19 protein-coding genes are annotated in these 19,798 nt (G+C 65.2%); 13 read left to right on the plus strand and 6 right to left on the minus strand.

Annotation, left to right across the window (positions count from 1 at the left end; all coding sequences use genetic code 11):
• From AC2FMN_RS16840 to rarD, 6 genes are all read left to right on the plus strand, one after another.
• Window positions 1-1,954 (plus strand): GcvT family protein (locus tag AC2FMN_RS16840; protein WP_496689599.1); only part of this gene is annotated, 1,954 nt, incomplete at its 5' end.
• Window positions 1,955-1,993: 39 nt separating this feature from the next.
• Window positions 1,994-3,040, plus strand: a complete 1,047-nt coding sequence (locus tag AC2FMN_RS16845) for an alcohol dehydrogenase family protein (protein WP_496689600.1) — start codon at window positions 1,994-1,996, stop codon at window positions 3,038-3,040.
• Window positions 3,041-3,050: 10 nt separating this feature from the next.
• Window positions 3,051-3,947, plus strand: a complete 897-nt coding sequence (locus AC2FMN_RS16850) for a homocysteine S-methyltransferase family protein (RefSeq protein WP_496689601.1) — start codon at window positions 3,051-3,053, stop codon at window positions 3,945-3,947.
• Window positions 3,948-3,958: 11 nt separating this feature from the next.
• The gene (locus AC2FMN_RS16855) at window positions 3,959-4,930 is read left to right on the plus strand and encodes a GlxA family transcriptional regulator (protein ID WP_496689602.1); all 972 of its coding nucleotides are present in this window, start codon (window positions 3,959-3,961) and stop codon (window positions 4,928-4,930) included.
• 90 nt (window positions 4,931-5,020) lie between these two features.
• Window positions 5,021-7,474 carry a GcvT family protein gene (locus AC2FMN_RS16860; RefSeq protein ID WP_496689603.1) on the plus strand — a complete coding sequence of 818 codons (2,454 nt, stop codon included), beginning with the start codon at window positions 5,021-5,023 and terminating at the stop codon, window positions 7,472-7,474.
• Between the two features lie 264 nt (window positions 7,475-7,738).
• The gene (rarD, locus tag AC2FMN_RS16865) at window positions 7,739-8,644 is read left to right on the plus strand and encodes an EamA family transporter RarD (RefSeq protein WP_496680381.1); all 906 of its coding nucleotides are present in this window, start codon (window positions 7,739-7,741) and stop codon (window positions 8,642-8,644) included.
• Here the strand turns inward: rarD and AC2FMN_RS16870 are convergent.
• On the minus strand, window positions 8,635-9,348 hold the full coding sequence (locus AC2FMN_RS16870) for an SGNH/GDSL hydrolase family protein (protein WP_496689604.1): 714 nt from the start codon (window positions 9,346-9,348) through the stop codon (window positions 8,635-8,637). The two genes, rarD and AC2FMN_RS16870, sit on opposite strands and share 10 nt — an antisense overlap.
• 2 nt (window positions 9,349-9,350) lie before the next feature.
• Entirely contained in the window at window positions 9,351-9,761 is a 411-nt protein-coding gene (locus AC2FMN_RS16875; RefSeq protein ID WP_496689605.1) for a nuclear transport factor 2 family protein, read from the minus strand.
• A 96-nt stretch (window positions 9,762-9,857) separates the two neighbouring features.
• On the opposite strand from AC2FMN_RS16875, the gene AC2FMN_RS16880 reads away from it, so the two are divergent.
• The 4 genes from AC2FMN_RS16880 to AC2FMN_RS16895 all read left to right on the plus strand — a co-directional run bounded on the left by AC2FMN_RS16880 (window position 9,858) and on the right by AC2FMN_RS16895 (window position 12,843).
• The gene (locus tag AC2FMN_RS16880; protein ID WP_496689607.1) at window positions 9,858-10,505 is read left to right on the plus strand and encodes an RluA family pseudouridine synthase; all 648 of its coding nucleotides are present in this window, start codon (window positions 9,858-9,860) and stop codon (window positions 10,503-10,505) included.
• 132 nt (window positions 10,506-10,637) lie between these two features.
• Window positions 10,638-11,309, plus strand: coding sequence for a YiaD family glycine zipper/OmpA-like lipoprotein (locus tag AC2FMN_RS16885; protein WP_496689609.1), 672 nt, complete (start codon window positions 10,638-10,640; stop codon window positions 11,307-11,309).
• A gap of 132 nt (window positions 11,310-11,441) precedes the next feature.
• Entirely contained in the window at window positions 11,442-11,984 is a 543-nt protein-coding gene (locus AC2FMN_RS16890; protein ID WP_496689611.1) for an NADPH-dependent FMN reductase, read from the plus strand.
• A 49-nt stretch (window positions 11,985-12,033) separates the two neighbouring features.
• A complete protein-coding gene (locus tag AC2FMN_RS16895) occupies window positions 12,034-12,843 on the plus strand; it encodes an HTD2 family dehydratase (RefSeq protein WP_496689612.1) in 810 nt (269 codons plus the stop codon).
• On the opposite strand, the gene AC2FMN_RS16900 is transcribed toward AC2FMN_RS16895, so the two are convergent.
• The gene (locus AC2FMN_RS16900) at window positions 12,835-13,869 is read right to left on the minus strand and encodes an NAD(P)/FAD-dependent oxidoreductase (RefSeq protein ID WP_496680391.1); all 1,035 of its coding nucleotides are present in this window, start codon (window positions 13,867-13,869) and stop codon (window positions 12,835-12,837) included. The genes AC2FMN_RS16895 and AC2FMN_RS16900 overlap by 9 nt on opposite strands.
• A gap of 55 nt (window positions 13,870-13,924) precedes the next feature.
• On the opposite strand from AC2FMN_RS16900, the gene mnmC2 reads away from it, so the two are divergent.
• Window positions 13,925-14,590 carry a tRNA (5-methylaminomethyl-2-thiouridine)(34)-methyltransferase MnmC2 gene (mnmC2, locus tag AC2FMN_RS16905; RefSeq protein ID WP_496689614.1) on the plus strand — a complete coding sequence of 222 codons (666 nt, stop codon included), beginning with the start codon at window positions 13,925-13,927 and terminating at the stop codon, window positions 14,588-14,590.
• Complete coding sequence (locus AC2FMN_RS16910; protein ID WP_496689616.1) at window positions 14,587-15,456, plus strand: DMT family transporter; 870 nt, start codon at window positions 14,587-14,589, stop codon at window positions 15,454-15,456. The genes mnmC2 and AC2FMN_RS16910 overlap by 4 nt, the downstream gene beginning before the upstream one ends.
• Here the strand turns inward: AC2FMN_RS16910 and AC2FMN_RS16915 are convergent.
• Entirely contained in the window at window positions 15,430-17,403 is a 1,974-nt protein-coding gene (locus tag AC2FMN_RS16915) for a lytic transglycosylase domain-containing protein (RefSeq protein WP_496689618.1), read from the minus strand. The genes AC2FMN_RS16910 and AC2FMN_RS16915 overlap by 27 nt on opposite strands.
• Before the next feature lie 133 nt (window positions 17,404-17,536).
• Here AC2FMN_RS16915 and dapA point away from each other — a divergent pair, with 133 nt between their 5' ends.
• Window positions 17,537-18,409, plus strand: a complete 873-nt coding sequence (gene dapA, locus AC2FMN_RS16920; RefSeq protein ID WP_496680399.1) for a 4-hydroxy-tetrahydrodipicolinate synthase — start codon at window positions 17,537-17,539, stop codon at window positions 18,407-18,409.
• Window positions 18,410-18,466: 57 nt separating this feature from the next.
• Here dapA and AC2FMN_RS16925 read toward each other — a convergent pair whose 3' ends face one another.
• Window positions 18,467-19,339 (minus strand): dimethyl sulfoxide reductase anchor subunit family protein, encoded by an 873-nt coding sequence (locus AC2FMN_RS16925; protein WP_496680401.1) that lies wholly within the window; start codon window positions 19,337-19,339, stop codon window positions 18,467-18,469.
• 1 nt (window position 19,340) lies between these two features.
• The coding region (locus AC2FMN_RS16930) for a 4Fe-4S dicluster domain-containing protein (protein WP_496689620.1) at window positions 19,341-19,798 on the minus strand (458 nt) is incomplete at its 5' end.

A 19,798-nucleotide genomic window follows, 5' to 3' on the forward strand; every position in this document is an offset into this window, starting at 1 on the left:
CGACATGGGGCAGAAGATCATCCGGTTCTGCCCCGCCACCGGCGTCACCCAGCATGACGACGGCACCTGGACCGTGCATACCGAGAAGGGCGACATCGACTGCGACTATGTCGTCAACGCCGCCGGTTATTACGCGCAGCGCGTGGGCGAATGGTTCAAGCCCTTTGGCGGCCGCACCGTGCCCGCGATGGTCATGAGCCACCAGTATCTGCTGACCGAGGAAATCCCAGAAATCGAGGCCTGGTCCAAGAAAAACGGTGGCAAGCTGCCGCTGCTGCGCGACGTGGATGTGTCCTACTACCTGCGGCAGGAAAAGAACGGCTTCAACCTCGGCCCCTACGAGCCCAACTGCAAGGGCCACTGGATGACCGAGGACGACCCGATGCCCGAGGATTTCAGCTTTCAGCTGTGGAACGACGATCTGGACCGGATCGAGGACATCGTCACCGACGCGATGGAGCGGGTGCCGCTGATGGCGACCTCGGGCGTGGGCCGCGTGATCAACGGGCCGATCCCCTATGCGCCCGACGGCCTGCCGCTGATCGGCCCGATGCCCGGCGTCAAGAACGCGTTCGAGGCGCATACCTTCACCTTCGGCATTGCCCAGGGCGGCGGTGCAGGCAAGGTGCTGGCCGAGTGGATCGTGGATGGCGCCACCGAATGGGACATGTGGGCCGTCGATCCGCGCCGCTATACCGACTACACCGATCAGGACTACTGCAACCAGAAAGGCATGGAGGTCTATGGCAACGAATACGCCATGCACTTCCCCCATCACGAATGGCCCGCCGCGCGCGACAAGAAGCTGTCGCCGGTGCATGCCAAGGTCAAGGAACTGGGCGGCGTCATGGGCGTCTACAACGGCTGGGAGCGCGCCAACTGGTTCGCGCAGCCGGGCGACGACACTTCCGAGGAAAGCACCCACACCTGGGGCCGCTCGGGCCCGTGGGAGCAGCGGATCAAGGAAGAATGCGAGGCCGTGCGCGACCATTGCGGCGTGCTCGACCTGCCGGGTTTCTCGCGCTTTGTCGTCAAGGGCGAAGGCGCGGCCGAGGCGCTGCGCGGGCTGGTCACCGGCGGCCTGCCCAAGGTGGGGCGGATCAACCTCGTCTACATCGCCGACGACCGCGGCCGCATCCTGACCGAGATGTCCTGCATGCGGCTGGGCGAGGATGACTTCGTGATGATCACCGCCGCCACCGCGCAATGGCACGACCGCGACATCATTGTGAACGCGATGCCCGCGGGCGTCACGGTCGAGGACGTGACCACCACCCGCGACACGTTGATTGTGACCGGGCCAAAATCGCGACAGATCCTGTCGGGCCTGACCGATGCCGACCTCTCGCTGGGCTGGCTGACCCATCAGGCCGCCACCGTGGCCGGGCAACCCGCCCACCTGATCCGCGTGTCCTTCGCCGGTGAGCTGGGCTGGGAGGTGCATGCCCTCAACGAGCACATGCCCGCGATCTATGACGCGATCCTCGCCGCGGGGGCCAAGCCGTTCGGCATGTATGCGTTGAACAGCCTGCGCATCGAAAAGGGGTATCGCGCGTGGAAGGGCGATCTCAGTACCGACTACTCGCTGCTCGAAGGTGGGCTTGAACGTTTCATCAAGTTCGACAAGCCGCAGGATTTCCCGGGCAAGGCCGCGTTGCTGGCGGAAAAGCAGCAGGGCGTCAAGAAACGCTTCGTCACCCTGATCGTCGAGGCCGGGGACTGCGACGCGCCCTACATGTCCTGCATCTGGAAGGATGGCGAGATCGTGGGCGAGACCACCTCGGGCGACTGGGGTTATCGCGTGAACGCCTCGATCGCGCTGGGCATGGTCCGCAGCGACATGGCGGTTCCGGGCACCGAGCTTGAGGTCGAAATCTATGGCGAGAAGTGCCGCGCCGTGGTTCAAGAGGACAAACCCCTCTGGGACCCCGAGAACGAACGCCTGCGAGCCTGACCTCTGGCCCGGCCCGCCGTTGTCGAAAGGACAAGACCAATGAGCAAGACCATGCAGGGTGTGTATCTGACCCGGCACGGCGGGCCCGAGGCGCTGGAATGGCGCGAAGACATCCCTGTTCCGGTCCCAGGGCCGGGGCAGGTGCTGGTCCGCGTCGCCGCGGCCGGCGTCAACAACACCGACATCAACACCCGCATCGGCTGGTATGCACCAGAGGTGACCGGGGCAACAGATGCGGTCGATCAGGATGTCGAGGCCGGAGGCTGGGGCGGCGCCCTTTCGTTCCCGCGCATTCAGGGCGGCGACCTGTGCGGCATCGTCGAACAAGTCGGCCCCGGTGCCGGCTTCAAACCGGGCCAGCGCGTGACCTGCCCGATCAACCTGCCGCGTCCTAGGCCGGGCAACCCGACAGGCTTCATCGCGCTGGGCTCGGAAATCGACGGAGCCTTTGCGCAGTATTGCCTGCTCGAGGCCGACGACCTCTATGACGTCACCGCCTCGCCCCTGTCGGACGTGGAAATCGCCGCCATCCCTTGCGCGTTCGGCACGGCCGAAAACCTGCTGACCCGCGCAGGCGTGACCGCAGGGCAGAAGGTGCTGATCACCGGCGCCTCGGGCGGCGTCGGGCTGGCGGCGGTGCAGCTGGCCGCCCTGCGCGGGGCCTCGGTCGCGGGCGTCACCAGCGCGGCCAAGGCGGATACCGTCCGGGCGCAGGGCGCTTCGGAAACCTTCGAGCGCGACGCACCGCTGCCGCGCGACGCGTTCGACGTGGTGATCGACGTGGTCGGCGGCCCGGCCTTTCCCGGCCTGATCCTGGCGCTGAAACCGGGCGGTCACTATGCTGTGTCCGGCGCCATCGCCGGGCCGATCGTGCAGGCCGACCTGCGCGAGATCTATCTGCGCGACATCACCATCCACGGCTGCACCCATCAGGCCTTCGAGGTCTTTGGCCGGCTGGTCGAGATGATCAACGCAGGGCGGATCCGGCCGCTGGTGTCGAAGACCTACCCCCTGCGTGACATCGCCGAGGCGCAGGAGGATTTCCAGTCCAAGGCCTTTCCCGGCAAACTGGTTCTGATCCCTTAAGGAGGTGCGCATGACCGATATCACGCTTCTGGATGGCTCGATCGGGCAGGAACTGGTGAAACGCAGCGGCGACCGGGCGACGCCGCTCTGGTCCACGCGGGTGATGATCGACCACCCCGACCTTGTGGGCGAAGTCCATGCCGACTATTTCCGGCGCGGCGCCACCATCGCGACCACCAACACCTACGCCCTGCACCGCTCGCGCCTTGTGAGGGTGGACATGGAAGACCAGCTGCCCGCCTTGATCGACACCGCGCTGGCCCAAGCCGAACGCGCCCGCGCCGGGTTCCCGCAGGGCCGCATCGCGGGCTCTCTCGGCCCTTTGCTGGCCTCGTACCGCCCAGATCTGAACCCCGACCCGGCCGAGGCGGCGGAAAAATTCCGCGAGATCGTGCAGATGATGGCCGATCGTATCGATCTGTTTCTGATTGAAACCGTCTCGTCAGTGCAAGAGGCCGAGGGCGCGCTGCGCGGCACCCAAGGCTGCGGCAAACCGGTCTGGCTGGCGCTGACCGTGATGGATGACGACGGCACCCGCCTGCGCTCCGGCGAGGCGCTGGGCGACATTGCCCCGCTGGTGGAGCGCTTCGCCCCCGAGGCGGTTCTGATCAACTGCTCGCGCCCCGAGGCGATCCCGGCGGCGCTCGAGATCATCAAGGGCTTCGGGCGGCCCTTCGGCGCCTATGCCAACGGCTTCACCCGCATCTCCGAGGGGTTCCTTCAGGACGCGCCCACGGTGGACGCGCTGGAACAGCGGCAGGATCTGGGGCCAGAGGCCTACGCTGATCACACGATGGGCTGGGTGGCGCAGGGGGCCACGATCGTCGGCGGCTGCTGCGAGGTCGGCCCCGACCACATCGAGGCACTGGCGGGCCGCCTGCGCGCCGCAGGGCACCGGATCGTCTGAGGAGCATAGGCTTGGCGGAGCGGACGGCACCCTTTCCCGAACGGCAATGGCAGGTGGACATCCTCGTCGCCGACGGGTTTGTGCTGACCGAACTGGCCGGGGTGGCCGACGTGCTGCGTATCGCCAACCGGGTCTGCCCGGTGCCGCCCTTCACCTATACCTACCGCTCGCTCAGGGGCGGCACGATCGCCTGCCGCGCCGGGGCTTATGTCGAGACCGAGCCGGTGATCCGGCAGCCCACTGCGGATTACCTCTTCGTCATCGGCAACACCGACCCGGACCACCCCGACCTGTCGCTGGCGCGGGTGATCTCGGACTATACCCACCGCGGCGCGCAGGTCTTTCTGCTGGCCGAGGCCGCCAGCCGCTACATCAAGGACAAGGGCGCCGAGGATCACGCGACGCATTGGGAAAACGCCTCGTTCCTGCGCGAACGCGGGGCGGGATTCAACGCCAAGTTCTCGATCGCGACGGAACACGGCCCCGTCGTCACCTGCGCCGGGATGGGCGCGACCGTGGATGTGACGCTGGCGCTGATCGGCCGCCATGTCTCGGGCGCGGCGAAGATGACCGTCGCTGACATCATGCTGCATGAAAACATCCGCGATTTCGGCTCGATGCAGCCCTTCTCGGGCGTCAATGCGACCACCACCGGCGACGACAAGCTGGACCAGTGCATCAAGATCATGCAGGCCAATATCGAAGACCCGGTGCCGATCAACGAGATCGTCGCGGCCCTCGGCCTGTCGAACCGCTCGCTGGAGCGCAAGTTCAAGACCTATCTCGGCGCCACGCCTAACGGGTTCTATCGCGAAATGCGGCTGGCCAAGGCCAACAACCTGCTGTTGAACACCACCATGAGCGTGCGCGAGATCGGGCTGGCCTGCGGGTTCCCGAACGGGTTCTCGACCATCTACAAAAGCGTCTACGGCGTTACCCCCTTCGTCATGCGCCGTCAGAGGCGCACGCCCGGCTCACGGTGATTATCGCCGGTTTCGTGACGTTTTTGATGGATTTCCTGCCGCCTTCCCGTGGCAGACTTCGCGCAAGACCCAAGATTCGGAGACATCGGAATGGTTGATCTTCCCAGCAAGGCCCGCGTGGTCATCATCGGCGGCGGCGTGATCGGATGCTCGGTCGCCTATCACCTGACCAAGAAAGGGTGGAAAGACGTGGTGCTGCTGGAACGCAAGCAGCTGACCAGCGGCACCACCTGGCACGCGGCGGGCCTGATCGCCCAGCTGCGCGCCACCGCCAACATGACCAAGCTGGCGAAATACAGCCAGGAACTCTACGGCTCACTCGAAGAGGAAACCGGCGTCGCCACCGGCTTCAAACGCTGCGGCTCGATCACCGTGGCGCTGACGGGGGAGCGCAAGGAAGAGATCTATCGCCAGGCCGCAATGGCCCGCGCCTTCGGAGTCGAGGTCGAGGAGATCTCGAACGAGCGGGTGGCCGAACTGTATCCGCATCTCAATCTGGATGGGGTCAAGGGTGCGGTCTATCTGCCGCTGGACGGGCAGGGCGACCCGGCCAACATCGCGCTGGCGCTGGCCAAGGGCGCGCGTCAGCGCGGCGCCATCGTCAAAGAGCGGGTAAAGGCCACCGATATCGCCAAACAGGGCCGCCGCGTTACGGGTGTGGACTGGGTGGCCGACGACGGCAGCGACTCGGGCCATATCGAATGCGACATGGTGGTCAACTGCGCCGGCATGTGGGGGCATGAGGTCGGCCGCATGGCGGGCGTGAACGTGCCGCTGCACGCCTGCGAACATTTCTACATCGTGACCGAGAATATCGAGGGCCTGACCCAGCTTCCGGTGCTGAGGGTGCCGGACGAATGCGCCTATTTCAAGGAAGACGCCGGGAAAATCCTGCTGGGCGCCTTCGAGCCCAACGCCAAGCCCTGGGCGATGGACGGCATCCCCGACAGTTTCGAGTTCGACCAGCTGCCCGAGGATTTCGACCATTTCGAACCGATCCTTGAGGCCGCCTGCAACCGCATGCCGATGCTGGCCGAGGCGGGGATCCACACCTTCTTCAACGGCCCCGAGAGCTTCACGCCCGACGATGCCTATCACTTGGGCCTTGCGCCCGAGATGGACAATGTCTGGGTCGCCGCTGGCTTCAACTCGATCGGGATCCAATCGGCGGGCGGCGCGGGCATGGCGCTGGCCGAATGGATGGACAGCGGCGAGAAACCTTTTGACTTGGGCGATGTGGACATCAGCCGGATGCAGCCCTTCCAGGGCAACAGTAAATACCTGTTCGAACGCTCCAAGGAAACGCTGGGTCTGCTTTATGCCGACCACTACCCCTATCGTCAGAAGGCCACAGCGCGCGGTGTGCGCCGGACGCCGTTCCACCACCACCTGAAAGAACACGGGGCAGTGTTCGGTGAACTGGCCGGGTGGGAGCGCGCCAACTGGTTCGCGAACGAAGGGCAGGAGCGCGAATACTGCTACAGCTGGAAGCGCCAGAACTGGTTCGAGAATTCGGCCGCGGAACACCGCGCGGTGCGCGAGAACGTGGGCATGTACGACATGTCCTCCTTCGGCAAGATCCGGGTCGAAGGCCCTGATGCCGAAAAGTTCCTGAACTATGTCGGCGGCGGAGACTATGCCGTGCCGGTGGGCAAGATCGTCTATACCCAGTTTCTCAACCGCCGCGGCGGGGTCGAGGCCGACGTGACCGTCACTCGCCTTTCCGAGACAGCCTATCTGGTGGTCACCCCGGCGGCGACGCGTCTGGCGGACCAGACGTGGATGATGCGCCACGCAGGGAACTACAACGTGGTCATCACCGATGTCACCGCGGCCGAAGGCGTTCTGGCGGTGATGGGGCCGAATTCACGGGCCTTGCTGGAAAAGGTATCGCCCAACGACTTCTCGAACGCGGCAAACCCCTTCGGCACCGCGCAGGAGATCGAGATCGGCATGGGCCTCGCCCGCGCCCACCGCGTCACCTATGTGGGCGAGCTGGGCTGGGAGATCTACGTCTCGTCCGACATGGCGGGCCACGTCTTTGAAACGCTGCACGAAGCGGGGCAGGAGATGGCGCTGAAACTCTGCGGCATGCACATGATGGACAGCTGTCGGATCGAAAAGGGTTTCCGCCATTTCGGCCATGACATCACCTGCGAGGATCACGTGGTGGATGCCGGGTTGGGCTTTGCCGTCAAGGTGGACAAGGGTTGTAACTTCATCGGCCGCGAAGCGGTGATCGCCCGCAAGGAAAGCGGCCCGAAATCGCGCCTGGTGCAATTCCGCCTGACCGATCCCGAGCCGCTGCTTTTCCACAACGAACCGATCATCCGGGATGGCGAGTATGTGGGCTATCTCAGCTCGGGCAACTATGGTCACACGCTGGGCGGTGCCATCGGCATGGGCTATGTGCCCTGCGAGGGGGAAAAGGCAGCCGACGTGCTGGCTTCGACCTACGAGATCGACGTGTGCGGAACGAAAGTCCGGGCCGAGGCGTCGCTCAAGCCGATGTATGACCCGAAATCCGAACGGGTGAAGGTGTGACCTGCCGGATTGGTGGGGGCTCTGCCCCCGCCGCCTTCGGCGTCTCCCCCGGGATATTTTCAGCCAGATGAAGTGGGCTCTCCCCTTCTTCATCTGGCCCCAAATATCCCGGAGCGCGAGGCAGAGCCTCGCAAAATATTCTTCAAACAAGGTGGGACGTGTCGTGTCCGATCAAGACCCGTGATGGCCGACGCAACAGAATTCCGTATTTCCTTCGCGGCGCAACCTGCCATATGAACCGGGTACAACGCTCGGAGAACCTGAATGGCGCAGCCCGCATTCACCACCGACTCCGGGGACACGCCCAAGGGGCTGGCCCTCGCCGTCACGGCCTATCTGCTGTGGGGGTTCCTGCCGCTTTACATGAAGGCCATGGCGCATATTTCTCCGGTCGAAGTGGTGGCCCATCGGATTATTTGGTCGGTGCCTGTTGCGGGGCTGCTGCTGATCGCGCTGGGCCGGACTGGCGATCTGAAGGCTGCTCTGCGTGATCCGGGCATGCTGGGAATGGCTTGCCTGACTGCTGCGCTGATCTCGGTGAACTGGGCTATCTATGTCTGGGCCATTGCCAGCGGCAACGCTTTGGATGCGGCGCTGGGGTATTACATCAACCCACTGTTCAGCATTGCGCTGGGGGCGATCCTGTTGCGGGAATCTTTGACGCGCACTCAAAAGATCGCTGTTGGTCTGGCGGCCCTGGGCGTGCTGGTTCTTATCCTCGAGGCCGGGCGCCTGCCTTGGGCCGCCTTGGGTCTGATGATCAGCTGGGGGTTCTATGCCTTTTTCAAGCGGTCTCTGCCCATCGGGCCGAACCAGGGTTTTCTGCTCGAGGTGCTGATCCTGTTGGTGCCTGCGCTGGCCTATGTGACCTGGCTGGGTGCCATGGGCGAAGGGCATTTTGGTTTGGTGGCCAGCGACACTTTGCTTCTGGCGGGCGCAGGAATCGTCACGGCGGTGCCTCTGCTGGTCTATGCCAACGGGGCCAAGATGGTGCGGCTGTCGACCATGGGCATCCTTCAGTACATCGCGCCAACGATGATCTTCATCACCGCGATCACCGTTTTCGGCGAGCAGGTCGACCGGGGACGGATGATTGCATTTCCGCTGATCTGGTCGGCACTGGTGGTGTATTCACTGCCGATGATCCGGCAGGTGCGCGGTCAGGCCTGATCGAGGATCAACCGAGCCACTTGCTGCGCCCAGAGAGCATAGGCCTTGGGGCTGGGGTGGTACCCGTCCGGTGCGGCCAGGGCCGGATCGTCCGGCAGAGTCAGGGCCAGGTGTCGCGCTTGCGGATACCGGCTCATGGCCTTTTGCAACCCGGTGTCCAGACGCGCCGCTTGTCGGCCCAACACCCAGGCCAAAGGCTGCGGCAAGGCCGGAAACCGCTCCATCTGTGGGACGCCGGTTGCGATGATACGACGGACACCCAGGTCGCGGGTGAGGCAGTCAAACAGATCGGATTGGTGTTTCTGGAACTGTTTGACCGTCGCACCACGGGTCACGTCATTCACCCCAAGCGCGGTGACGGCAACGTCGAAGGAATCGGTCATGTCACTCAGTGCCTCGATCGTGTCCCGCGTGGTGTGACCGGTGGTCGCGATCAGGCACCACTCGACGCTGAAATGCGGTGCAAGCTGGCGGATCAATTGCCCCGAGAGCGCCTGATCCTGGGTGCCGGCGCCGACGCCCGCCGCCGAGCTGTCGCCGGCAATCAGCAGGCGTAGTCGGGGGCCTTTTCCATGACGCCCCTCGCGCGGGCCGGATGGCTCGGGCAGTCGCAGCGCGCGTTGGCGCACCAGTAAGGCCTGCACCGCCAGCAGCGGAAGCAGAGGCAGTCGGGCGATCTGGTCCACGCCGACGGGGGCAGCCATGGTCAGCCCAACGCTGACTTGAATTCCAGGAAACGGGCGTCGGTCATCACGCGCGCCATCATCGCCTCGCGCAGCGCGCCGATGGTCTTGTATGGGCGCATGACTACCTCGAAGGTCTGGATCAGCCCGTCGTCGTTCAGAGTGATCAGGTCCACGCCCACCGCGTCCAGATCGCCGACCTTGCACTGAAACTCCAGCGCCCAGTCCTTGCCCGTGCCCATGATCCGGCGATAGCGGAACTGGGAAAACACTTGGCCCACATGGCCCAGTACCGCCGCCACCGGCGCGCGTCCCGTCCAAGTGCTGTAGTAGGTCGGCGGCATGAACCGCACATCTTCGGCCAGCAATTCGTGGATCAGGCTCTCGTCGCCCTTGGCAACCACCTCCTGTATGCGTTCGATCGTCGGGTGCATCTCGTCTCCTCCGCTTGGGGGTGAGAGTTGCGCGAACAGCACCCCCATCGCAAGGACGACGTTGCGAGAACCCACGCCCTGCGATAGGCAGCGCGCATGAGCGATACCTATGATCCGCCCCAAACCCCGCTGGACGTGCTGCACGAGGACGCGCAGGTAATCGTGGTGAACAAACCGGCGGGTTTGCTGTCGGTGCCCGGGCGGGGGGCGCATCTGGCCGATTGCCTGCTGACCCGCGTTCAGGCGGCCTTTCCCCAGGCGCTGCTGGTGCATCGGCTGGACCGCGACACATCGGGGGTTATGATCTTTGCCCAGACGCCGCATGCGCAGAAATACCTGGGCCAGCAGTTCGAGAACCGGCAGACCCGCAAGACCTATATCGCGCGGGTCTGGGGGCGGGTCGAACCCAAGGCCGGAACCGTCGATCTGCCATTGATCGTGGATTGGCCGAACCGGCCGCGGCAGATGGTCTGCCATGAAACCGGCAAGCCCGCGGTGACCGATTGGCGTGTGGTCCGGCACGACGGCGACACGACCCGCATCCGCCTGTTTCCCAAGACCGGGCGCTCGCACCAGCTGCGGGTCCACATGCAGGCGCTTGGCCATCCCATTCTGGGCGATCCGTTCTATGCCGAAGGGCCCGCGCGGAATTTTCCGCGCCTGATGCTGCATTCCGAGGAGTTGCGCGTCAAACACCCTGAGGATGGCGTGTCGATGAAATTCCGCTCCGCGCCCGATTTCTGACCCTCTTTGCCCCGGCGGGCAGGTATTCGCCGATCTCGCCATTTTGTCGCTTGAGCCGTATTGCTGCTGGCATGATAAAATGTCGTCAAAGAAGTAGCCCGAAAAACGGGTACAGGAGCAGAAGGTGATTCCATGACGATTTCCAGATTCGCGCTGCCGCTGGGACTGAGCGCCACCCTTATTCTGGGCGCGTGTACCGATCCGGGGACCCTGCGAGTGCAGGACGACCCGAACCAGAACGCCAAGCAGGGCGCCATTCTGGGTGGCCTGATCGGGGCTGGCGTAGGGGCCATCGCCAATGATTCCAACCCCGGACTGGGCGCGTTGGCCGGGGCGGCCATCGGTGCTGCTGGGGGCGGGTTGATCGGCAACCAGTTGGACAAACAGGCCGCCGAGCTGCGCCAGCAACTGGCCAATGACGGCATCACCATCGTGAATGCCGGTGACCGGCTGATCGTCACCGTGCCCAACGACATCACCTTCGACACCGACAGCGCCACTGTCCGTCCGGCGCTGCGGGCCGATCTGGTACGGGTCGGTCAGAACCTTGTGAATTACCCCAAGTCCAATGTGCAGATCATCGGCCATACCGACAGCGACGGCGATGCGGGCTACAACCAGGCCCTGTCGGAACGTCGCGCGAATGCGGTCGCCGACATCCTGCAGGCCAACGGGGTCAGCTATGCGCGCATCACGACCATCGGGCGGGGTGAAAATCAGCCGATCGCCTCGAACCTGACGCCCGAGGGCAAGGCACAGAACCGACGGGTCGAGATCGTGATCGTGCCCAGCGGGAACGCCTGACACGCGAGAGACAACACGATGGGGTCGCGGCGCGCGACCCTTTCTTTTTGCACATTGACTGCGCGTCAAGCGCGCTATGGTTAGCGGCTGGAACGGCTAAACTGCAACCAGACATGATGATGGAGTTTCCCCATGTCCGACCCTATCCTTCTGGGCCTGTCCGGCTCGTTGCGGCAGAACGCCACGAACCGCAGGCTGCTGCGAGAGGCCGCCCGGCTGTTCAATCCTGGCACGTTCATCGAGGCTGATCTGAACCTGCCGCTCTATGATGGCGACCTCGAAGACAGCGTCGGGATACCGGACAAGGTGCAATTGCTGGCGGATCAGATCACCCAGGCGCATGCGGTGGTCATCTCGACGCCCGAATACAACAAGGGGCCGTCGGGCGTGCTGAAGAACGCGCTGGATTGGGTCAGCCGCACCAAGGGGCGGCCCTGGGCCGACAAGCCTGTGGCGGTGATGTCGGCGGCGGCGGGCCGGGCCGGGGGCGAACGGGCGCAGATGATCCTGCGGGCGTTCATGGTGCCGTTTCAGCCGCGCGTTCTGGCGGGGCCGGAACTGCACCTGGCCGACAGTTCGAACGAATTCGACGATCAGGGACGACTGATCAGCGACCGATACGAGGCGACGCTGCGCGAGTTGATGCAGAAGTTGCGGGCAGAAGCCGGGTTTTAGGCCGATGGGCCATCTTGCCGGCCGGATGGGCGCGGCCTAGGGTGCCGCCATGACCGACCGTTCCGCCGAAACCCAAACCGACGTGATGGACCCTGCCCGCGCCGCGGCCTTGCAGATTGCGTTGGGTCAAACCGCATCGATCGAGGCCGGCTCAGCGCTGCCGCCCTTCTTTCACCAGCTGTATTTCTGGTCTCCGCGCCCGCCGGCCGAGCTTGGGCGCGACGGGCACCCGGCCGTAGGGGATGGGCTGATCCCCGACCTTGGGCTGCCGCGCCGGATGTGGGCGGGCGGGCGGCTGCGCTTTCACGCGCCGCTGCGCGCAGGCGTCATGGCCGAGCGCCGCTCGGTACTTGAGCAGGCTACCACGAAAACTGGACGCACCGGGCCTTTGGGCTTCGTCACCCTGCGCCACGAGATCCGTCAGGGCGGAACCCTGTGCCTGACCGAATGGCAGGATCTGGTCTATCGCCAAGACCCCGCAGCGGATGCGCGTAAGCCGATTCCGCCTGTCGCGCGGACCGACGAGACCGATGCGCGCACCGTCACGTTCGATTCGACGCTGCTGTTCCGCTACTCGGCGCTCACCTTCAATGGCCACCGCATTCACTATGATCTGGACTATGCCCGCGATGTCGAAGGCTATGACGGGCTGGTCGTGCATGGCCCGTTGCTGGCGCAGCATCTGATGCTGCTGGCGACCGATCTGCTGGGGCCGCTGGCCGAGTTCTCGTTTCGGGCCTCGTCGCCGCTGATGCATTTCGAACCGGCAAATTTGTGCCGCAACGGGAATGACCTCTGGGTGCGCGGGCCGGACGGGCGGCAGTGCATGCAGGCCTGCGCCGTCGCGCAGTCAGAGTGACGCGTCGGGTCGGAAACCCTCGGGGATGGTGTCGCGGTCTTCCAGAACCAGATCGGCCATGACTTGGGCCACTTTGGGGGCCATGCCGAACCCGATCTTGAACCCGCCATTGGCGATGAACTGACCCTTGTGCAGTGGATGCGCGCCCAGCATCGGCGCGCGGCTTTTGCTGCGGGGGCGCACACCGGCCCAGCGTTCGATCACCTCGGCCCCGTGCAGCACCGGCACCGCGCGCAGGGCGCGTTCGATCACGTCGTCCAGGGCAGCATCGGTGCTGGTGGGGTCATCATAGTCGCGCTCGGACGTCGATCCGATTGCCAGCGTCCCGTCGGCATGGGGCACGATGTGGATCGCATCGGCAAACAGCTGCGGCACGTCGCCCGCGTTGAAGCGCAGCAAGGCCGCCTGCCCCTTGACGCCGCTGCCGACGGTCCTGCCGAAGGCCCGCGACAGCTCAAGCAGCCCGGCCACGCCGGTGGCATGGATCACCCGGCCCCGGTCGGGCGCTTCGGCAGCGACCTCGACCCCCATCGTGGCCAGGGCGGCCACCAGCGCGGCACAGGCCCGGCGCGGGTGCATCCGCGCGCTGAGCGTGTCGTGAATGACAAATCCAGTGGGGCTGGGCGGGCACCAGGCGCCGACCTCCTCGACCCGCCGCACCGTCCAATCGGCGCGGCCCTGCCACAGGCTGCGGGCGGTCTCGGCGCGTTGATGCGCCAGGTCCAGCCCGCGCTGATCGGCGATCGGCTGCAGCCGCCCCAACCGGGCGTAGCCGGGCGACACGCCGCCGGTGGCCTCGACTTGTGTCCAGAAGGGTTCGGCCATCAGCAGGCTTTCGAACTGAAACGCCTTCTTGTCGTTCCAGTTTTCCGGCACATGCGGCGCCAGCGCCCCAACCAGCCCGCCGCTGGAGCCGGCGCCCGGTCCGAACGGGTCCACGACCTGAACCCTGGCACCACGCCGGGCGCAGGTCCAGGCGATGGACAGGCCGAAAATCCCGGCGCCGCGGATCGTCACATCGACCATTGCCAAACCTCTTTCCCTTGTTCAGTGTCGCGCCGCCTAGCTACAGGATTCCCTCATGGCAGACCAGCGCGCCGAATTGTCGTGGACGGACGAAACCATCCCGGTGTCGAACCGGTTCGACGACCCTTATTTCAGCCTGCAAAACGGGCTGGAGGAGACCCGCCACGTCTTTCTGGCGGGCAATGACCTGCCGGCCCGGTTCGCCCCCGGCTTTCACATCGCTGAGCTGGGCTTTGGCACTGGGCTGAACATGCTGACGGCCTGGGCCGCGTGGGAGACCTCGGGGCAGAGCGGCCCGCTGACCTTCACCAGTTTCGAGGCGTTTCCGATGGACCCGTCCGACATGGCGCGCGCGCTGGCGGCTTTTCCCCGGATCTCGCCCTGGGCAGGCCGGTTTCTGGACGCGTGGCAGGGCGGGACCTGTGACCTGGGGTCGTTGCGCCTGACGGTGATCGAAGGGGATGCCCGCCAGACGCTTCCGGGGTGGAGCGGCCAGGCGGATGCGTGGTTTCTCGATGGGTTTTCACCGGCCAAGAACCCCGAGTTGTGGCAGCCAGACTTGATGCGGCAGGTGGCCGATCACACTGCCCCCGGCGGCACGGCGGCCACCTACACGGCGGCCGGATTCGTGCGCCGCGGCCTGCAGGAGGCCGGGTTCGAGGTTGCCCGCGCACCGGGCTATGGCCGCAAGCGGCACATGACCCGGGCGGTCAAGCCATGAGCCAGCAGAACAACGTGAAGGCCGGCATTGCCCTGATGGTCGGCGCGACCATCGTGTTTGCCCTGCAGGACGGGATCTCGCGTCACCTGGCGGGCACCTACAACACCTACATGGTGGTGATGATCCGATACTGGTTCTTCGCGCTTTTCGTGCTGGCGCTTGCGGCGCGGGCGCCGGGCGGTCTGGCCGCTGCGGCGCGGACCCGGCAGCCGGGGTTGCAGATCCTGCGCGGCCTTCTGCTGGCGGGCGAGATCTGCGTGGCGGTCTATGGGTTCACCATCCTAGGCCTGATCGAAAGCCAGGCGGTGTTCATCTGCTATCCGCTTCTGGTGGCCGCGCTCAGCGGGCCGGTTCTGGGCGAGACGGTCGGCTGGCGCCGGTGGGCCGCGATCGGGGTGGGGTGCATCGGCGTTCTGATCATCCTTCAGCCGGGGATGGGCGTGTTCAACCCTTGGGCGGTAATCCCGCTGATCTCGGCGTTGATGTTCGCGGTTTACGGGTTGCTGACGCGCTATGTGGCGCGTCAGGACAGCACCGCCACCAGTTTTTTTTGGACCGGCGTGGTGGGCGCCGTGTTCATGACCGCGATCGGCCTGTGGTTCTGGGAGCCGATGGTGCCGCGCGACTGGCTGTGGATGGGCCTGCTGTGCGTGACCGGGGTTCTGGGGCACTGGCTGCTGATCAAGTGCTATGAGATGGCCGAGGCCAGCGCGGTGCAGCCCTTTGCCTATTTCCACCTGATGTGGAGCGCCATCCTGGGGATCACGATCTTTGACGAAACCCTGCGCCCTGCCGTGGTGGCGGGCGCTGCGCTGGTGGTGGCCGCGGGGCTGTTCACCCTATGGCGCGAACGCCGCCAGGGTTGATCCGGTCAGTTCCCTCGAAAACGGGATAGGCAGCGCCGGCTTGCCCAGCCGCGCGCGATAGACGGGCAGGCTTTCCGTCACCCGCATCACATAGTTGCGGGTCTCGGAAAACGGGATGGTCTCGATCCAGTCGATCATGTCCACCTCACCGCGCAACGGGTCGCCGTAGCGTTCCCTCCACGAGATCGGCCGGTTCGGTCCGGCATTGTAGCCGGCGGCCATCATCACGACGTTTCCGTCGAAATCGGCCGCCAATTTGGCAAGGTAATTGGCCCCCAGCTTGGCGTTGTACTGCCAGTCTGCGGTCAGCCGAGGGGTCTTGTGCCCGCTTAGAATGCCCAATTCCTGCGCCACCAGCTTGGCGGTGGCGGGCATCACCTGCATCAGGCCGCGCGCACCCGCGCCGCTGACCACTACCGGGTCGAACTCGCTTTCTCGGCGGGCGATGGCCAGAACCATCTCTTCGGCCATCGGCAGGCGCATGTCGGCCACGGGGTGCATCGGGTAATAGGCCGCGGGCAGAACGACCCCTTCGGTCGCCGCGCGCTTGGCGATCATCACGGCCAGGTGCGGCTCGTTCAACTCGATAGCTAGGTCGCCCAATTGGCCGGCCTGTACCGGGTCCAGCCCCTCGACCAGATGGGTCAGGAACCGTTCGGCAAGGTCGCGTTCGCCCGCGCGCAGCAGCAGCAACCCGGCCTTCAGAACGCTGGAATTCGCAAAATCGGCCTGTTTCCAATGTGGCGCCCGGCGCGGGTTGGCCAGATCGTCGTCGAACGGGCGGCCGATTTGTTCGGCCGCCAGCAGCCCGTAGAACGACGTCTGATAGTCCGCCCCCAAGGCAAAGGCTTCATAGGCTTTCTCGGCGTTGCCCTGCGCGGCATAGGCCCGGCCCAGCCAATACCCGCCCCGACCCATCGAGATCGGCGATTGAACCGCGCCGAGGAAATTCTGGAAATGCCGCACCGCCGTGTCGGGATCGTTCAGCCTGCGCAGGGCCAGAAACCCCGACAGCCACTCGAGGTCGGCATAGCCATAGCCCATCTCGGGGGTCATGTGGTGGTTGGCGGCAATGGCATAGGCGCGGTTCGCATCGCCCTGACGCATCTCCAGCCGCGCCAGCCGACGCCGCCCCTCGGCCCATTTGTCGGGCTCGCCCAGGGCCTCGGGGCTGGTCGAGCGGGTCAGCATCAGGTCGATGGCGCTGTCGTCCAGTTCCTTGCGGTCACGCCATACGAAACGGTCGAAGGCCAGCCCCGGATCATCGGCAAGCGCCTTGGGCACCGCGGCGATCTTGGCATCCACGCCGGGCGCGCGTTTTTGCAGCGCGATCCGGGCCTCGGCCAGTTTGCGATAGTCGCTGCCCACCAGCGGCAGCATCTGAGCCGCGCTGATCAGGTGCCCGTCCCACAGCATCCGGTCCAGCCGGGCCTGATGATGCGGTTTCAGCAGTTTACCGAAGTTTTCAACATAGTCCTTTTGCAGGCCCTCTCCCATCGGCATGGTGCGCCACGCAGTCACGATATCGGCCTGCGCGTCGCCGACCCGTCCCTTCGCCATCAATGCGATGGCATGGTTCAGGGCGCCTTCGGCCGTTTGCGGAGGGGTGTCCCGGTAGAATTTAAGAACCCGGTCGGGGTCGGCGCCGGTGAAGGTCGGCTCGCTTTTGCGGCGCAACCAGGCCAGTCCGGGCCAGTCGGGTCGCCGGTCAAGAAATACCAGAACGTCGCCCGAACTGCCGAATCCCTGGCGCAGCCAGTGCCACACGATGATGTCGCGCGAAACCGAGCCGCGCGCGCCTGCGACGCGCAGGGCTTCGTTCCAATCTCCGGCACGCATTTCCGCCAGTCCGGCCCGCAGGTCGGCCACGCTGTCGGCGCGCGCGTTTCCGATCTGCATCGTCATCGCCAGAATCGCCGTGGCAATCAGCGCCAGAATCCGTGTCATCCCTTGCATTTCCCGACCAACCGTGGATACAGCCATTCAGGATAAACCTTGCGCCGCCGGGATCAACTCAAGAAACCTAAATTCGTATCGGCCCGCGACGCACATCACACGATTGAACCTCAAGGAGCGCTCCATGTTCAAAGGCTCGATGCCAGCTCTTGTCACCCCGTTCCGCAACGGCGAGTTGGACCTGGATACGCTCAAACAATTGGTGGAATGGCAGATTGCCGAAGGGTCGACCGGTCTGGTGCCGGTGGGCACGACCGGCGAGAGCCCGACGCTGAGCCACGAGGAACACGAAACCGTGGTGGCCGAGGTGGTCAAGGCCGCCGCGGGGCGCGTGCCGGTAATTGCCGGGGCCGGGTCGAACAACACGGTCGAGGCGATCCGGTTCGTGCGATTCGCGCAGAAGGTCGGCGCCGATGCCGCTTTGGTCGTGACGCCCTATTACAACAAGCCCACCCAACGGGGGCTGTTGACCCATTTCCGCGCCTTGCACGACTGCGCCGACATTCCGATCATCATCTACAACATCCCCGGCCGGTCGGTCATCGACATGACCCCGCAGACGATGGGCGAACTGGCCCAGCTGCCGCGGATCGTCGGCGTCAAGGACGCCACCGGCGATCTGGCCAGGGTCAGCCAGCAGCGCGCCACCTGCGGTACCGATTTCATCCAACTGTCGGGCGAGGACGCGACGGCGCTGGGCTTCAACGCCCATGGCGGGGTCGGCTGCATCTCGGTCACCGCGAACGTGGCGCCGAAACTGTGTGCCGAGTTCCAGCAGGCAACACTGGCGGGCGATTACGCCACGGCGCTGGAGTACCAGGACCGCCTGATGCCGCTGCACGAGGCGATCTTCATCGAACCCGGCCTTGTCGGTGCCAAATATGCCCTCAGCAAGCTGGGCCTGTGCTCGGAAGAGGTGCGCTCGCCGCTGACGACGCTGGAGGACGGCACAAAGCAGGCCATCGACGCGGCGATGCGCCACGCGGGCCTTCTCTGATCCGGCGCGGGCTGTCCGCCCGCCTGCCTCCGGGAGTGAGCGGCCGAGGGTCTCTCGTCAGCGCTTGCCGTAGTACAGGCCGACCACATGTTCGGCCTGGGCAAAGAACAGCCATCGGGAAACGGCCACGCCAGCAAGGTGCGACAGCACCGCCAGCGCGGCGAACAGGTGGTTGAACGGTAGCGCCAGCAGAAGCACGGGCAGCACGAAGGCCAGACCAAAGGAAATCACCCGCAGCTTTTCGGCATGTTTGCGTCCGACGACGTGCACGAACTCCCGCAGTAGATAGTTGGTGCCCGTATGCGGGGGCTCGAAGGCGCGCACGGTGCCGCGGTCGCCCAGACCGGTGGCCGTGGCGAGCGTGGTGCCCGCATTCGCGAAAGCCTGGTCGCCCTGACGCCAGTACAGGATCTGGATCAGGGCCGCGATCAGTAGCAGTGGAATGGCCAGGGCCGTCTGCCCCGCCAAAAGCGCGCCGCCCGCCAAGCTGAAACTGAGAAACATGGCCGGGGTTAGCTTCATGTTCCAGCGCGGGATCGTCTTGAGCTGCGTGTAGATCATCGCAGTCGTGAATACGGTCGCCAGCGACAGCAGCGATCCCAGCAGGCCCAGCCCGGCCCAACGCTGGCCGAGGAAAATCACGCCGATAGCATAGAGCCCCATGACCATCAGGGCCAGAACCGCGCACCAGCCCTCGCGACTGAGCCAGCTGGTCTTCCATTGGGTGAACGCCTTGAGCGCGCGTTCGGGATGGCCGAGGTGAAAGGTCGAGGCCAGAAGCCCGCCCACCGCCAGCGCATAGGCGATGGCGAAGAACACGAACGCCACCCAACCCGAGACATTCGGCAAGCCCAGGCCCAGAAAAAACATCAGGCCGAAGCCCAGCCCCGACAGGGTTGTGAACACGATGACAGAGGGTGCGGGATGCATGTCAGAGCTTCTCCAATGCCTTGTCCAGCCAGCCAAGAAAGCCCTTCGGCTCGTCGGCGACCGGCGCCAGCAGGGGCGCCAGGATGTCGATCTGGTCTTCGACCGTGTCCTTGGGGCGGGGTGGCAGGTATTTGTTGATGGGTTTGGTGCCCATTTCAGGCATCAGATCCATGCCGCCGCGCTCGGCCACCAGTTGGCTGACCGCGCTGTCGGGGTCGCCCAGGTCGCCGAAATGACGGGCGCCCGCGGGGCAGGTCCGCACGCAGGCGGGAACGCGGTCTTCCTCGGGCAGGTTGTCGTTGTAGATGCGATCGACACACAGGGTGCATTTCTTCATGACGCCCTCTGCGGCGTCCAGTTCGCGCGCGCCATATGGGCAGGCCCAGGCGCACAGGCCGCAGCCGATGCAGTCGCTTTCGTTGACCAGCACGATCCCATCTTCGACCCGCTTGTAGCTGG

Source organism: Ruegeria sp. BHSC037 (genome assembly GCF_059613045.1).

Bases quoted from the DNA above. Each gene is read 5' to 3' on its own strand.
- AC2FMN_RS16845 (WP_496689600.1), top strand. From the start codon at position 1,994: ATGAGCAAGACCATGCAGGGTGTGTATCTGACCCGGCACGGCGGGCCC.
- AC2FMN_RS16850 (WP_496689601.1), top strand. From the start codon at position 3,051: ATGACCGATATCACGCTTCTGGATGGCTCGATCGGGCAGGAACTGGTG.
- AC2FMN_RS16860 (WP_496689603.1), top strand. From the start codon at position 5,021: ATGGTTGATCTTCCCAGCAAGGCCCGCGTGGTCATCATCGGCGGCGGC.
- rarD (WP_496680381.1), top strand. From the start codon at position 7,739: ATGGCGCAGCCCGCATTCACCACCGACTCCGGGGACACGCCCAAGGGG.
- AC2FMN_RS16870 (WP_496689604.1), bottom strand. From the start codon at position 9,348: ATGGCTGCCCCCGTCGGCGTGGACCAGATCGCCCGACTGCCTCTGCTT.
- AC2FMN_RS16875 (WP_496689605.1), bottom strand. From the start codon at position 9,761: ATGCACCCGACGATCGAACGCATACAGGAGGTGGTTGCCAAGGGCGAC.
- AC2FMN_RS16880 (WP_496689607.1), top strand. From the start codon at position 9,858: ATGAGCGATACCTATGATCCGCCCCAAACCCCGCTGGACGTGCTGCAC.
- AC2FMN_RS16885 (WP_496689609.1), top strand. From the start codon at position 10,638: ATGACGATTTCCAGATTCGCGCTGCCGCTGGGACTGAGCGCCACCCTT.
- AC2FMN_RS16890 (WP_496689611.1), top strand. From the start codon at position 11,442: ATGTCCGACCCTATCCTTCTGGGCCTGTCCGGCTCGTTGCGGCAGAAC.
- AC2FMN_RS16895 (WP_496689612.1), top strand. From the start codon at position 12,034: ATGACCGACCGTTCCGCCGAAACCCAAACCGACGTGATGGACCCTGCC.
- AC2FMN_RS16900 (WP_496680391.1), bottom strand. From the start codon at position 13,869: ATGGTCGATGTGACGATCCGCGGCGCCGGGATTTTCGGCCTGTCCATC.
- mnmC2 (WP_496689614.1), top strand. From the start codon at position 13,925: ATGGCAGACCAGCGCGCCGAATTGTCGTGGACGGACGAAACCATCCCG.
- AC2FMN_RS16910 (WP_496689616.1), top strand. From the start codon at position 14,587: ATGAGCCAGCAGAACAACGTGAAGGCCGGCATTGCCCTGATGGTCGGC.
- AC2FMN_RS16915 (WP_496689618.1), bottom strand. From the start codon at position 17,403: ATGACACGGATTCTGGCGCTGATTGCCACGGCGATTCTGGCGATGACG.
- dapA (WP_496680399.1), top strand. From the start codon at position 17,537: ATGTTCAAAGGCTCGATGCCAGCTCTTGTCACCCCGTTCCGCAACGGC.
- AC2FMN_RS16925 (WP_496680401.1), bottom strand. From the start codon at position 19,339: ATGCATCCCGCACCCTCTGTCATCGTGTTCACAACCCTGTCGGGGCTG.